11 protein-coding genes are annotated in these 13184 nt (G+C 68.9%); 5 read left to right on the top strand and 6 right to left on the bottom strand.

Features of this window, described 5'->3' with window-relative positions:
* The first annotated feature begins 2 nt into the window (after positions 1-2).
* Positions 3-1700, top strand: a complete 1698-nt coding sequence (locus JO379_RS18370) for a PE-PGRS family protein (RefSeq protein WP_209515894.1) — start codon at positions 3-5, stop codon at positions 1698-1700.
* On the opposite strand, the gene JO379_RS18365 is transcribed toward JO379_RS18370, so the two are convergent.
* Complete coding sequence (locus JO379_RS18365) at positions 1630-2472, bottom strand: PE-PGRS family protein (protein WP_209515891.1); 843 nt, start codon at positions 2470-2472, stop codon at positions 1630-1632. The two genes, JO379_RS18370 and JO379_RS18365, sit on opposite strands and share 71 nt — an antisense overlap.
* A gap of 251 nt (positions 2473-2723) precedes the next feature.
* Between JO379_RS18365 and JO379_RS18360 the strand changes: the two genes are divergently transcribed.
* Both JO379_RS18360 and JO379_RS18355 read left to right on the top strand, forming a co-directional pair.
* On the top strand, positions 2724-3386 hold the full coding sequence (locus JO379_RS18360) for a hypothetical protein (RefSeq protein ID WP_209515889.1): 663 nt from the start codon (positions 2724-2726) through the stop codon (positions 3384-3386).
* Positions 3387-3523: 137 nt separating this feature from the next.
* Positions 3524-3961, top strand: a complete 438-nt coding sequence (locus tag JO379_RS18355) for a hypothetical protein (RefSeq protein ID WP_031128419.1) — start codon at positions 3524-3526, stop codon at positions 3959-3961.
* 219 nt (positions 3962-4180) lie between these two features.
* Here JO379_RS18355 and JO379_RS18350 read toward each other — a convergent pair whose 3' ends face one another.
* From JO379_RS18350 to JO379_RS18340, 3 genes are all read right to left on the bottom strand, one after another.
* The gene (locus tag JO379_RS18350; protein ID WP_209515887.1) at positions 4181-5674 is read right to left on the bottom strand and encodes a hypothetical protein; all 1494 of its coding nucleotides are present in this window, start codon (positions 5672-5674) and stop codon (positions 4181-4183) included.
* Positions 5675-6154: 480 nt separating this feature from the next.
* The gene (locus tag JO379_RS18345) at positions 6155-7480 is read right to left on the bottom strand and encodes an MFS transporter (RefSeq protein WP_130878403.1); all 1326 of its coding nucleotides are present in this window, start codon (positions 7478-7480) and stop codon (positions 6155-6157) included.
* Positions 7477-8715: an aminotransferase class V-fold PLP-dependent enzyme gene (locus tag JO379_RS18340; RefSeq protein WP_209515885.1), complete on the bottom strand. Its 1239-nt coding sequence runs from the start codon at positions 8713-8715 to the stop codon at positions 7477-7479. Before JO379_RS18340 ends, JO379_RS18345 begins: the two co-directional genes overlap by 4 nt.
* On the opposite strand from JO379_RS18340, the gene JO379_RS18335 reads away from it, so the two are divergent.
* On the top strand, positions 8714-10162 hold the full coding sequence (locus tag JO379_RS18335; RefSeq protein ID WP_130878404.1) for an aminotransferase-like domain-containing protein: 1449 nt from the start codon (positions 8714-8716) through the stop codon (positions 10160-10162). The genes JO379_RS18340 and JO379_RS18335 overlap by 2 nt on opposite strands.
* A gap of 52 nt (positions 10163-10214) precedes the next feature.
* On the opposite strand, the gene JO379_RS18330 is transcribed toward JO379_RS18335, so the two are convergent.
* The gene (locus tag JO379_RS18330) at positions 10215-11609 is read right to left on the bottom strand and encodes a serine hydrolase domain-containing protein (RefSeq protein WP_209515883.1); all 1395 of its coding nucleotides are present in this window, start codon (positions 11607-11609) and stop codon (positions 10215-10217) included.
* A gap of 144 nt (positions 11610-11753) precedes the next feature.
* Complete coding sequence (locus tag JO379_RS18325) at positions 11754-12428, bottom strand: TetR/AcrR family transcriptional regulator C-terminal domain-containing protein (protein ID WP_209515880.1); 675 nt, start codon at positions 12426-12428, stop codon at positions 11754-11756.
* 154 nt (positions 12429-12582) lie between these two features.
* Here JO379_RS18325 and JO379_RS18320 point away from each other — a divergent pair, with 154 nt between their 5' ends.
* Positions 12583-13101, top strand: coding sequence for a hypothetical protein (locus tag JO379_RS18320; protein WP_130878407.1), 519 nt, complete (start codon positions 12583-12585; stop codon positions 13099-13101).
* Positions 13102-13184 lie beyond the last annotated feature (83 nt).

Below are 13184 nucleotides of genomic sequence, written 5' to 3'. Positions count from 1 at the left end.
CCATGTACCGATGGTCGCCGCTCAACGATCGACAGTTAGCCACGCTCACCCGGATCGAAGAGGGAACGGATCCCGTTACTTCCGCGAGCCCGGAACTTGCCGTCACCGCCCGCGCCCTCAAGAGCCGGGGCCTCATCACCATGCCCAAGCACGGTGGGAGGTGGCAGGCGGAGATCACCGATGACGGTCGCTTCTACCTGGAACACGGCCACCACCCGGACCGGCCCGAGCCAGCCCCGCGCAAGCAACGACCGGCAGCCGCCAAGCCGAAGCCGGAGGCCGCGACGCCTCCCCGTCAGCGGGTGGCACCCCCGCCTGAGACAAAGCTGGCGCCAGCGCGCCCTGCGAAGCCGCCACTCCGGTCACCGGCGGAAGTCGGCGCGGCCTTGATCGCGGAGGTGCAGAAGGCCGGCCGATTCCTTCGGATCCCCGATCCAAGTGCCGAAGAGCGGGCCCGCTATCGCCGGGCCTTCGACGCCGCGCGGCAGTGTGCCCCGGACGGTTTCCACCTAAAGTACAGCGGGCGGGCAAAGGGAGACTTCTTCCTCGGACTACTCCGGGTGACGGGCGAGGACGACGCCGAGTGGAACCGGATCCGCCTGGCACGCAGCCGCGTGATCACCGACGTCGAGGACGTGATCGCGGCGGTCACCGCGGACCACAGCGCCTTCGAGATCTCGGATGAGGTACTGCCACGGGTGCTTGCCCTCCTTCGACTCCTCGCCGAGCAGGCTCTGGCACGGCACGGTGATATCGCGGTGTCGAAGAAGCGTAGGCAGGTGCGGCCGCTGCTCACGGTCCACGGCAGGACGTACGAGATCAGCTTCAAAGAACGGCAGAAGCAGGTCCGATACGTGCCCACGCAGCCAGGCCGGCGGACGTACGACTGGCAGCGGGTCACCCCGGCCCACCGGCTCGAACCGTCCGGCGAGCTGGAGCTGCAGGTGGCCCAGCAATCGGGGTACAGCTACGGCTACCGCTACGGCTGGAAGAAGGAATGGTCCGACACCGCCAAGAAGCCGTTGGAGGACCAGATCGATGCCGTCCTCCGAGCACTGAAGGCCCGCGCGGAGGAAGAGGAGCAGGCCCGGCTGGCGCGGGAGGCGGAACAGCAGCGTCAGCGTGAGGAGCGGGAGCGGCAGGAGGAGGAACGCCGCCTGCGAGAGGCCAAGGAAGAAGAGGAACACCGCCGGCGGGAGGCGGAGAAGAAGGAGCGCACGCAGCGGAAGTGGGAAGCGGCGGTCAGCGTCGCGACGATCAAGGCGGTGAACGCCGTACGGGTCGACCGGTTCGGCGCCGCGCTGGCGCAGTGGCGGACCGCAGGGGAGATGCGGGCCTTCTGCGCCGCGCTCGACGAGGCTGCCTCCGCCTCGGACGACGCCCACGAAGCCGAGCGGCTGCGCGAGTGGTCTACGTGGGGGAAGACGGAGGCCGACCGGCTCGACCCGACCGTGGCCGGCAGGAGCCTGACCGGCCACAGCCTCCACGCGGAACCCACGGACGACCAGCTAAGGCCCTTCCTCGACGGCTGGCACCCGCAGCGGCCAGAGAAAGAGAAGCCTCCGCAGCAGGAAGAACCCAAGGCAGAGGCCGAACCGCCCAAGCCGGAGCCGGAGCCGTGGCGTGGCTTCACCGACGAACGTCTGGACCAAGGCTGGAGATATGGACCCCAAGGTCGCGCTCAATGGTGGAGGCGATGACGCCGTGCCCGCGGTCACGTAGGGCCTTCACCGACTTCTCCACGAGTTTCCCGAGCCGGACGACCTCCTCGCGCAGAGCGACCAGCTCGTCGTAGCGCTCGGCCTTGTCCTGACCACACCACTCCCGGACGGTCCGCAGGACGGCCGCTTCCGTGTCCAGCTTGCGGTCGTCCCGGCGGCTGTAGCAGTACCAGGAGGACTGCGTGCGCTCCTGATCGATGGCCTGCTGCCTGCGGTCCACCTCTGGAAGGATGTCCTCGGCGAGGCGGCCAGCCACGAGGCGCGCGATGCGCTCCGTGACCGGCCACCCTGCCAGGCAGAGCCCCTCGCGGTTCTCGTGGACCATCGGATCGCCCCGCAGCTCATCGGGTTCCACCCCGACAAGCCTGGCGCCTTCGTCGAGACGGCTCATTTCCAAGATTCCGGCGTCAGCGGCGCCGCGCCGCAGGCGCAGCTTGCTCTTCGGGCGAACGAATCCAAGGACGAACCGCGCCGCCTCAAAGTCGACACTTCCTCGGACGCCCCGCGACACCTCGGCCAGCCCGAGCTCGCTCCCGTCGTCCGCTCGGAATGCCTCGACGTCCTCCCAGCGTGCCACGAGAGAACTCGGGTTGACCCACTCCTGCAGCCCGGCGTCGTCCCCCTTGAGGAACCGCACGTGGAGCCACCCGGACCTGCCGCTCCCGCCCACGCGAACGATCTCAACCCGGCGAACCGAGGCACCCAGCTCCTTCGGCCTGGCGCGATAGGCCCAGTGCTCACCAATCTCCATGTGTCTATTCAGCCAGCTCGGTTCACACCATCGCCCAGCCATTGCAAAAACAGGCGCTGGATGGCAGCGCTTGCTGGGGTTCCCCAGCCAGGACAGCTCCTCCGTGACAGTTGGCCGAATGGTGCTCACGGCAGCAGCCGTCCAAGCAGTCCAATAGCCCAGTCACGTGATCGCACCGACCGCAACATCGTGAGACGTGCGCGCCAGGCATCTCCCCCAGGCAGTCACCCTGTTCACCGAAGGATTCCGCTTTGACGCCCGCGACACAGAGCTTCCCGATCGGCTCGATCGTCCTGTACCTGGGAAACCGCGCCAACGTCACCGGCTACACAGCCGACGGCGACGTCGAGATACGCATGCTCAACACGGGAAGCGAGCTCTCCGTCCCTCCAAGCAGGCTGTCATCCCTGACGACCCCCGCCCCACCAAGGCCCTCCCGGACCGGACTGATCTTCGTCGGCGTCGGGGTAGCCGGTGTACTCGCCCTGGCGGTGATTTACGGGCTCTTCGACACCGATAGCAGCGAGCCCGCATCGGCAGCCCCACAGACATCACCGACGGTGGAAGTACCCGCTCCCTCTTCGGAGGCAGTGCCAACAGCCACGGCAGACCTCGGCGGCTCCGGTGACGCCACTCCATCCGTGGCCCCCAGCTATGGAGCTGGGGTGCCCGCATGGGTCAGGCACCTCCAGGACGTGAAGGCGGCGTACATCCAGCCCGGTAACCCCGAGGAAGCGAACCCAGCTGACCGCCGCGACTCGATTCAGATCGAGTTCACCGGCGGCGACGCCGGCCAACACTGCACCGCCGCGAGAGCACTGGCCGGGACCGAATACGGCATCATCGTCACCACTCCGACTAGCATGGCGGTGGACTCAAACGACTGCCTCAGCGTGAGCATCGATTCACCCTGAGGGCCACCTCCCGGCTCAATTCTGGTCTCACTTACATCAGTCCGGGCCCGTGCGGACCTGGATATGCCGGAACCGCTTCGGGAGGCTGTGAGGCCAACTTAAGGTGGGATCCGTTACCAAACGAGGGAGTCCCCAGCATGGACCCGATCACCGCAGCGGCCCTCGCCGCGCTGGCCGGCGGGCTCGGCGGCGAAGCCGGTCGTCAGGCGTGGCAAGGACTTACCGCACTGGTGCGGCGTCCGTTCGGGCGAGCCGCGGCACAGGGAACGCAAGAAGACGGGACACCGCAGGTCAGCTCCGGCGAACTGGAAGTCGCCGCGCTGGAGGGAGACCCTGTCGACCCGATGCGCGCGCAGGCACTGGCCACTGCCCTCGGCGTACGAGCGGCCCTGGATGGAGAGTTCCGCGTACTGCTCGAGGAGTGGTGGCAGCGAGCACAGCCCAGCTCATCGAGTGGCGATGTCCACAACAGCATCAGCGGCGGCACCCAGAACGGTCCGGTGCTTCAAGGGCGGGACTTCTCAAGCCTCACCTTCAACATGACACGCACCACAGGCTCACCCAACAGGGACTGATCGGCAGGGGCTCGTCAAACTCGCAGCGTCCCGGTCGTAGGCCAGACGACCGGGAGATTTGGCGGTGCACATTGGTTGGAGTGCCATGTACGTGGCAACTACTTGTCCGTTTCTTGAAGCCGATGTCGTAATCGCGTCAGCTTCACTCGGTCCTGAACCTAAGCTCTGACACACGACCCCGCTACAGCAGAGCGCTCCTGATCGATCACTCCGAGGGAATCATTCAGACTGCGAATTCAGCCAAGCCTGGATAAGAATCGATGCATCCCTTTCCTCGGCTGCAGACTGTTCCAGATCTTCTTCCCATGCCACGGTGCGAAACAGCCCCCTCTCCCGCCATTCATTCAACGGTTCTTCGAGGTCCTCGCCATTAGCCTCATCCTGAAGCCGCCTTGCCGCGCTATAAACCAGCCGCAATTCCGCACCGGCAACATGATAATCGTCATACGGCGGCAACAGCTGATCATGCAGGGGCAGGCTTCTATCCACCTCAACACAGCCGAGATAGCTGGAAACCGTTTCACGCATCGCCGCGTCTAGGTCCGCCGCCTGCTCCTCGCTGAGCCCAGAAACGGTAGAGACAGCGATGTTGAAGGACTTGATCAGAGTGGTAAGCCCAGGAACCGTGAGGGTCTTCCAGAGTGCGGGTTCCCGGGCTAGGAAATGAGCAGCGAGGTCAGCAACCGCAACCCCGTTGTCGTTGAAGAGCAGACTCGCGACGGCCACACCCAGATCACGCCGATACTCGGGGACAACCCGCGAGACCTGCGTCAACACGTCTCGGTCGATCTGCCCAGGCAGTACCTCATCCTCATCAAACAGTAGAGCGATACTCTTGCGGCTCACAGTTTCCCTTTCCCGGGATTGACCCAAATGGAGCTGCGAGAGCTCCGACTTTGACAGTTCGTTACGGAAGTCCATCCACGTCAACCCGGGCGGCTCCGGAACAAGAGACTGCTTTGCGTACTCCAACTGAGCCTGTGCCAGAGTTTCCGGCTGCCCGAACGCAAGCGCGGAGATTCGAATCCTCCCTCCTTCCGATACCGATGCCACAGTGCCGATACCCGAGAAGACCAGCGGCTCCTGAGCAGCTTCATGGAGCGTCGTAGTCGCCGTCGCCGTCGTTAGCCAACGTGGGTCGAAGGTGACGACCACCCTCCTCGCCCCAATAGAGAAGGCAAGGTGAGGATCCTTGGTCAGCACTCCAGTCGGTTCCTTAAGCGGAGGCTCGGGCGGGTTGTTGCAACGCATAGCCCCTTCAAAACAGACCAGAAGGCCACGATGCACCTTCTCTGCCGTGCCTTCGCTGAGCGTCACCGCCTCCGCGTCCCACGTCTCGAACAACGGGCGAACGATCCGGACGAACTCTCCAGGCGCCATCCCCTGCCCGGCAAATGGCCTCGTGCCGTCGAGTCCGGCTCTTCTTGCTGCGGTCGCCACCGCGTTGGTCTGCGCGAGCATCGCCATCCTTGGCAGGTTGACCAAGTCGACACTGGCGAACCGGGCCCTCCAGATCTGTGATGCTCTGCGCAACTCCTCAGCGAGGGCCTCGTCAGTAACCTCGGCTACTGACGGTGGTCCTGTCATCGTGATGTTCACGTCGCCGTGAATATCCCTTGCCTGGACGGCAGGCCCATCTACCTGCCCGGAGAGCTCATTGCTGACATGAGGCGGTTTCCGGAGAGCACCCTCTCCGCCCCCGACCTGCTCCACTACTGCCTCCCGATCTCTCTCACCCCGTGTGATCGGCTACCTGGCAGACAGTCAACACCATCTTTCGTATCTGCAAAGGGTGTTCAAGGCGACCTATGGCTGCCGGCCTGAAGGCAAGGCCGGACCGCTCACCGCGGCTGCGGAGCAGCAGGATGTTTCCAGCTCAGCGCCCCAGATAGAGTCGGTTAACAGGAACAGCTCGCCGAGTTCGCGCCGGCAGGGACAGGCAGCAGTCCCGGTCTCAGTTCTGGTCTCATTCGCCCCCGTCCGGGCCCGTCCGCACGAGGTCACCCCGAACGCTCCGCCGCAGGTCAGGACGCCCACGGCCCCCTCCGGACCCCCGTACGAACATTTGGAAAGCGTGTTGGGGGCAACCCCTCACGAGTTCGAATCTCGTATCCTCCGCACAGTGCCTCACCGGGCACTAACGAAGGCCCCGACCGGGAAACCGGCCGGGGCCTTCGTGTTTTCCGGTTCCGCTCAGCCCGCGGCCCGACCGGCCGCCCCCGTCGTGACGGGTTCTTCCGGTGCCGATGGTGCCGTCGGCAGGCCGGCGAGCCGGCTGACCGGGGACAGGAAGAGCGCGATCAGTACGGCGGCGGAGCCGATGGCCGCCACGGTCAGCGCGCCATGGGCGCCGATCCGGCCGGACAGCAGACCCGCGGACAGGCCGCCGAGGGCGCCTCCGCCGAACAGCAGGGTGCGGAAGACCGCCGTCATCCGGCCCATCATCGACTGCGGGGTACTCGCCTGGCGCAGGCTGACGATGACGACGCCCGCGACGCCGAGCCCGAGGTAGGTGGTGAAGAAGGAGAGGACGAACATCCCCACCATCACCGGCCGGGGGCCGGCCGCCAGGACGATCAGCGTCGGGCCGGTGAGAAGGACCGCCTGGGCGACGAAGTAGACCGGTCCGAGCCGGAAGCGCCGGATGACCTTCCGGGAGACCGCCGCACCGATCAGCCCGCCCACGGAGGCGGTGGCGAAGATGGTGCCGAGGGTCGTCGGACCCAGGTGCAGGTCGTGGGTTCCGTACAGCAGGAACATCGTCCATACGGTGACCATGGAGAAGTTGCAGCAGAAGCCGATCAGGGCCAGCGACCGCAGGACCGGGTTCTTCAGCACCCAGCGCAGGCCGTCCCGGAGTTCGGTCGGCAGGTGCCGTCGTGCGGAAGGCGGTCGGGGGCGGGGCTCGGGGGTGCGGATGAGCAGCAGCGAGATCAGGGACACCAGGTAGGAGAAGGCGTCGACGATCAGCGCCACGGGCGCGGTCAGGGCGCCGACCAGCACACCCGCGAGTCCGGGCCCGGCCACATCGGCGGCCGATGAGCTCATCCCCGTCTTGGCGCCGGCTTCGACGTAGTGCGCGGGGTCGCGTACGAGCGTGGGCACGTACGCCATCCAGCTCACGTCGAACAGCACCGAGGCGACGCCGACGGCACAGGCGATCACCAGCAGCGAGGCCGTGCTGAGCGCGTCCGTCCAGTACAGGACGGGTACGAGCGCCAGCAGCAGCATCCGGGCGAAGTTGGCGCCGAGCATGATCGGACGCCGCCGGGCCCGGTCCGCCCACACCCCGAAGACCAGGGCGAGGCCGAGGTACGGGACGAGCTGCAGGAAGCGCAGCAGACCGACCTGCTCGTCGGTGGCGTGGAAAGAGGTGATCGCGGTCAGCGGCAGGGCGAGGTTCGTGACCTGGGTGCCGAGGAGCGAGAGGGTCTCGCCGAGCCAGAACGTGAGGAAGTCACGGTTGCGCCAGAGGCTTTCCTCGGGTGGTTCCACGGTGCGTGTCGGCGCCGCGGTCATCGCCGTCCCTGGCCGACGAGGTCCGCGACCGCCTCGGCGACGTGGTCCACCTCCTCCTCGGTGTTGTAGTAGTGCGGCGACAGACGCAGGCACCATTCGACTCCCTTGTCTGTGAAGTCGAGCTGCGCGAACTCACGGAAGCTGAGTGCCGAGTTGATGCCGCGGGCGTCCAGGGCCGCCTTGAACGGCTGGGGCTGCCATCCCTCCACGGCGAAGGTGACGAGCGCCGCGAGGCGCGGGCCGCGGTCCAGCACGCGCACCCCGGACAGGGGTGCGAGCCGCTCGCGCAGCCGGGCCGCGAGCGCCGGTGTGCGCTGCTCGATGGCCTCGATGCCGACCTTGCGGGCGTAGCGCGTCGCGGCGGCGCTGCCGAGCACCGTGGCGTAGGGGAACTCCCACTCCTCGAAGCGGGCCGCCGTCCCGACGGGCTCGTAGCCGCCCGGCTCGGTCCAGCGGGCGCCGTGCATGTCGATGAACAGCGGTTCGCAGCCCGCGCGCAGGACGCGGTCGGAGACGTAGAGGAAGCCGGAACCGCGCGGGCCGCGGAGGAATTTGCGGCAGGTGGCGGTGAGGAAGTCACAGCCGATCCCTTCCACGTCGATGACGAACTGGCCCACCGACTGGCAGGCGTCGACGAGGTAGAGCAGGTCCAGCTCGCGGCAGTGCCGGCCGATTTCGGCGACCGGCGAGACCAGACCCGAGTTGGTGGGGACATGGGTGGCGGACACCAGGCGCGGGCGGAGGGTCCGCATCAGCGCGGCCATCGCCTCCACATCGACCCCGCCCTCGGGGGTGTCGGGCGCGTGGACGATGCGTACGCCGAACCGCTTGCGCAGGGACAGAAAGGCGATCTGGTTGGAGACGAAGTCGTCGCGGGTGGTGAGGATGACATCGCCGGCCTCGAACGGGATCGACGACAGGGCGTTGGCGTAGGCGTGGGTGGCGCTGCCCGCGAAGGCGATGTTGTCGGGCGTGGTGTTGATGAGGGCGGCGATCTCCGTGTAGAAACCGCGGACTTCGGCTGCCTGCGCGGCCGACGCCTCGTAACCACCGATCCGCGCCTCGAGGTTCAGATGGCCGACCATCGCGTCGAGGACCGGGGCCGCCAGCAGGCCACAGCCCGCGTTGTTGAAGTGGATGACCCGTCGGCACCCCGGGGTGTCGGCCCGCAGAGCGGCGACGTCCAGCTGAAGTGCTTCCCGAGCAGAACTAATAGCGCTACTGTTGTCTCTCATGAATGACGGTAGCACTTCTGGGGAGTTGGCCAATAGTCTCCGGGCGCTGCTCGCCCGCCTTGCGCCCGGCGACCGGCTGCCGAGCAGCCGGGAGCTGATCAAGGAGTACCGGGTCGGTCCGGCGACCGTGGCCCGGGCCATCGCCGCACTGGCCGCCGAGGGCGCGGTGGTCACCCGCCCGGGCAGTGGGACGTACGTGGCGCAGCGCACCCGGCTCGACGCGGAAGCCCCCGCCGCCGACACGTCCTGGCAGACGGTCGCCCTCACCGACCGCACCGTCGACACCCACCTGATCGCCGACCCGCTCGGCCCGCCGCCGGCCGGGACGATTCCCCTGGACGGCGGCTATGTGCACCGCTCGCTCCAGCCCGCCCGGGCCCTGAGCACGGCGCTGGCACGGGCGGCACGCCGTCCCGACGCCTGGGACCGCGCCCCGGCCGGCGGCCTGCCGGAGCTGCGCACCGTCTTCGCCCACATCGTCGGCGGCAGTGTGGCGGCGGAGGACGTGCTCATCACCGCGGGCGGGCAGAGCGCGCTGTCGATCGCGTTCCGGGCCATCGCCGGGCCCGGCAGCCCGGTCCTCGTGGAGTCACCCACCTATCCCCGGGCCCTGGCCGCGGCCCGCGCCGCGGGGCTGCGGCCGGTGCCGGTACCGCTCGACGCGGACGGCGTACGGCCCGACCTGCTGGCCGACGCCTTCGCGATGACCGGCGCACGGCTGCTGTACTGCCAGCCGACGTACCAGAATCCGACCGGCACCGTGCTGGCTCCCGAGCGTCGCCGCCAGGTCCTCGATGTGGCGCGCGCCTCGGGCGCGTTCGTGATCGAGGACGATTTCGCGCGGCACCTGGGACACGGCGGCCCGGTGCCGCGGCCCCTGGTGGCCGACGACCGCGACGGCACGGTCGTCCACGTGACCTCACTGACCAAGCCCGCGGCACCGAGCCTGCGGATCGGGGCCCTGGTGGCCCGCGGGCCGGTGATGGAGCGCATGCGGGCGGTGCGCCTGGTCGACGACTTCTTCGTCTCCCGCCCGCTGCAGGAGGCCGCGCTGGAGGTGATCGGCTCCCCGTCCTGGGACCGGCACGTCCGGTCCCTCGGCGCGGCGCTCCGGGAGCGGTGCGCCGTGCTGGCCGCCGCGGTCGCCCGGGACATCCCCGGCGCGACCCTGGCCACGCTGCCCACGGGCGGACTCCACCTGTGGCTTCGCCTGCCGCCCGGTGCGGACGACGCCGTACTGACGAGCGCCGCCCGGCAGCGCGGCGTCGCCGTGAGCGCCGGCAGCCGCTATTTCGCCACCGAGCCGCCGGCGGCGCACCTGCGGATCGGGTTCGCCGCCACGGCCGGCCTCGGCGAACTGGCCGAGGGGGCAAGGCGATTGGGAGCCGCGCTCGCGGACCTCGGCCCCGGGGAGGGGCTCGCGGATCGCGGCCCCGGGCGGGAGTGATGCCTGGAGCCCGCGTGAGGCCTGGAGCTCAGCCAGGATCCGCCGGGCAGGCCTACGCGGCCACCGTGACGCGGCTGAAGAGCCGGCCGGCGAGGTCGGCGCCGGTGATCGCGCCGCTCTCGTCACGGGTGAAGTAGCCGCACTGCCCCTTCAGGCCGCCGTTGGTGACGATGTAGCCGTCCGCGTCGCCGGGCAGCAGGCCGAGGTCGGCCGGGGGGAGGTCCGGGGGCAGTTCGGTGTCCGCCGCCGCGCGGATCTCCGGTTTGATCGCGCACTCGATCGTCAGTCCGGTCCCGGCGTCGGCGATGGTGAGCGTCATGACCTCGTTCTCATAGCTCCCGGCGGCCTCCCCGGCCCGTGCCGCGTCGTAGGGAAGCGGGTCCGGGTCCCGGTGGGCCACTCCCAGGTGGTGTTCGAGGGCCCACTCGACGACGGACTGGTTGAAGGCGAGGCCGCTGTCCGGGCCCGCGTTGGACAGTGCGACGACGGCGAAGTCGCGTTCGGGCACGATGAGCAGTTCGGCGAACTGGCCGTTGGCCGACCCGCCGTGGCCGACGGTGCGGACGCCGTCCACGTCACGCAGGAACCAGCTGATGCCGAAGGCGTCGCAGAGCGAGCTGCCCCGCAGCGCGACCGTCTGCTCCCGCATCCGCCGCAGGAGTTCGGCGGGCAGCACCCGGGTGCCGTCCTGGGCGCGTCCGTCGCCGAGATGGAACCGGGCCCAGCGCAGCATGTCCGCCACACAGGACGCGCCGCCCCCGCCGGGGTTGTTGGCACGGCTGTCCTTCCACCGCCGCGCGGTGACGAGCGTTCCGTCCGCCGTGAGGTTGTGCCCCACCGCGAACCGCCCGGTCAGGGTGTCCGCGGTCGAGAAGGTGGTGTGCGACAGACCCAGCGGTTCGAGCACGAGCGAGGCGACGGCCTGCTCGTAGGTCAGACCCGTGACCTTTTCCAGGATCCGGCCCGCCAGGTTGAAGCCGATCTGACTGTAGGAGGCCCGGATGCCGGGCGGCGCGATCTGCTCCGTGCCGGACATCTCCGCCACGTACGCGGCCAGGGCGTCGTCGCCCTCGCCGGTGTCGACACTCATCCTCCAGTCGAGCCCCGCGGTGTGGTTGAGCAGTTGCAGCACGGTGATCTCCGCCGCGGCCCGCTCGTCCCGGAGCACCAGCTCGGGGACGTACCGGCGCACCGGCGCGTCCAGCTCGACGCGCCCGTCGGCGACCAGGCGCATCAGCGCCGTCGCCGTGAAGGGCTTGGTGACCGAGCCCAGCGTGTACAGCGTGGCCTGGTCGACGGGCAGCGGGCTGTCGACGTTCGTCACGCCGTGGCACGCGTAGAGCTCCCGGCCCCCGGCCCACACTCCGACGGCGACCCCGGGCACCCCGAACTTCCCGGCCGCCGCCTCGACGAACTCCGACAGCGTCTGCTGTGTCTCCTGCGCCATCCCGCTCTCCCCCTCCGCGCCCACGACTTGCACTAAGTACAAGCAGGACGTTAGAGGAAGGATTGAACGCTGTGCAAGTACTTTCTTGAACACTGTGCAAGAAGTCCTGTCGGGCCCCCGACCGCAGGCCCCGGGGCGCCCGCGTCAGGCGGTCGCGCCGGGCAGGCGGGCCTCCAGGCCGTCGAGGAGGGACTGGAGGCCGAAGTCGAAGGTGTCCTCCGGGGCCTCGGCGTAGTCGGTGGAGTCGATACGGGTCCGCAGGCGCGGGAAACGGGAGGCGACCTCGGCCGCCTCCTTCATCGTGGCACCGAAGACCTCCCCGGCGTCGCCGCCCTCGCGCTCGATCCGCCGGGTCAGCGAGGCCGTGGCGGCGGCGCCCGAGGCGTTGCCGAGGACGTAGGTGAAGACGGCGGCGGCGGCCCGGTCGGCCTCCGGGCCGACGAAGCCGGCCTTCTCGTAGACGGCGAGATTGTGGTCGTCGTGGCGGGCCTTGCCCTCGCCGTGGAAGAGGTGGGTCGCGAAGGCCTGCACGAGCCAGGGGTGGCGGGTGAACATCGCGTACAGGTCGGCGGCCATGGCGGTGGCCGCCGTCCGCCAGTCGACGGCATCGAGATCGGGCAGCCGGATCTCGTCCCAGACCTGGTCGCCGGCGAGCGTGACGAGGTTGTCCTTGTTCTTGACGTGCCAGTAGACGGCGGTGGCGGCCGAGCGCAGGCGCTGGCCGAGGCTGCGCATGTTGAGGCCTTCCAGTCCGTCCGAGTCGAGCAGCTCGACGGCGGTTCGGACGATCTGTTCCCGGGTCAGCGTGTCGCGTGGCATGCGCTCACGATAAGTCACCCACGGCGGGACTTGCACAAAGTTCAGGAGGAGACTTGCACACCGTTCAAGTCGGCCCCTACAGTTCTTCTCGTCGGGACTTGAACTAAGTTCAAGTCCTCGGTGGAACCCCACCGCGCCGAGAAGGAGAAGCCCCGTGAACACGCTCACCGCCGTCGCCCAGATCCTCGTCGCCGCCGCCTTCGCCTCCATCCCGCTCCTGCGGCACCGCTTCGGCGGCGTCGCCAAGGCGGCGGCCGTCGCGGAGCTGGAGCGCCAGGGCATCCGCCCGGCCGTCCTGGAGGAGAACAGGCTGCGCTTCGACGCGAGCGGCCACGAGTGGTGGGCGCCCGGGAGCTTCGCTGCCGCCGCGCTCACCACCGCCGTCCTCAACCTGGCCGGCAACCCCTGGGGCACGACCCTGACCTGGGTCTTCTCCTCGATCGCGCTCCTGGCGAACCTCGCCATCCTGCAGAGCCAGCTCGGCGCCGTGAAGTCCGTCCAGGCCGCCTTCCGCCGCAAGGGCGACCCCGAGCTGCTGCGGGTCGACGTCGCGGCCTTCCTCAAGGCCGCGGAGGGCGCCTTCCCCGCCTGGACCCGCGTCCTGCAGAACGTCCGTCACACGGTCGTCTTCGCCGGCTCCGCCCTCGCACTGACCGGCGCGGCCCTTGTCTGACACCGCCGCCCGCTGCCGCAGCGACCGACCTCGGGCCCTGACCGGAAACCCGGCCGGGGCCTTCGTGCTTGCCCTGCTTGCCC

It is taken from the genome of Streptomyces syringium (assembly GCF_017876625.1).
Taxonomy (GTDB): domain Bacteria; phylum Actinomycetota; class Actinomycetes; order Streptomycetales; family Streptomycetaceae; genus Streptomyces; species Streptomyces syringius.
Note: the sequence above shows the minus strand (reverse complement) of the source record. Positions and strands in the feature narration are given on the sequence as shown.

Bases quoted from the DNA above. Each gene is read 5' to 3' on its own strand.
- JO379_RS18370 (WP_209515894.1), top strand. From the start codon at position 3: ATGTACCGATGGTCGCCGCTCAACGATCGACAGTTAGCCACGCTCACC.
- JO379_RS18365 (WP_209515891.1), bottom strand. From the start codon at position 2,472: ATGGAGATTGGTGAGCACTGGGCCTATCGCGCCAGGCCGAAGGAGCTG.
- JO379_RS18355 (WP_031128419.1), top strand. From the start codon at position 3,524: ATGGACCCGATCACCGCAGCGGCCCTCGCCGCGCTGGCCGGCGGGCTC.
- JO379_RS18345 (WP_130878403.1), bottom strand. From the start codon at position 7,480: ATGACCGCGGCGCCGACACGCACCGTGGAACCACCCGAGGAAAGCCTC.
- JO379_RS18335 (WP_130878404.1), top strand. From the start codon at position 8,714: ATGAATGACGGTAGCACTTCTGGGGAGTTGGCCAATAGTCTCCGGGCG.
- JO379_RS18340 (WP_209515885.1), bottom strand. From the start codon at position 8,715: ATGAGAGACAACAGTAGCGCTATTAGTTCTGCTCGGGAAGCACTTCAG.
- JO379_RS18330 (WP_209515883.1), bottom strand. From the start codon at position 11,609: ATGGCGCAGGAGACACAGCAGACGCTGTCGGAGTTCGTCGAGGCGGCG.
- JO379_RS18325 (WP_209515880.1), bottom strand. From the start codon at position 12,428: ATGCCACGCGACACGCTGACCCGGGAACAGATCGTCCGAACCGCCGTC.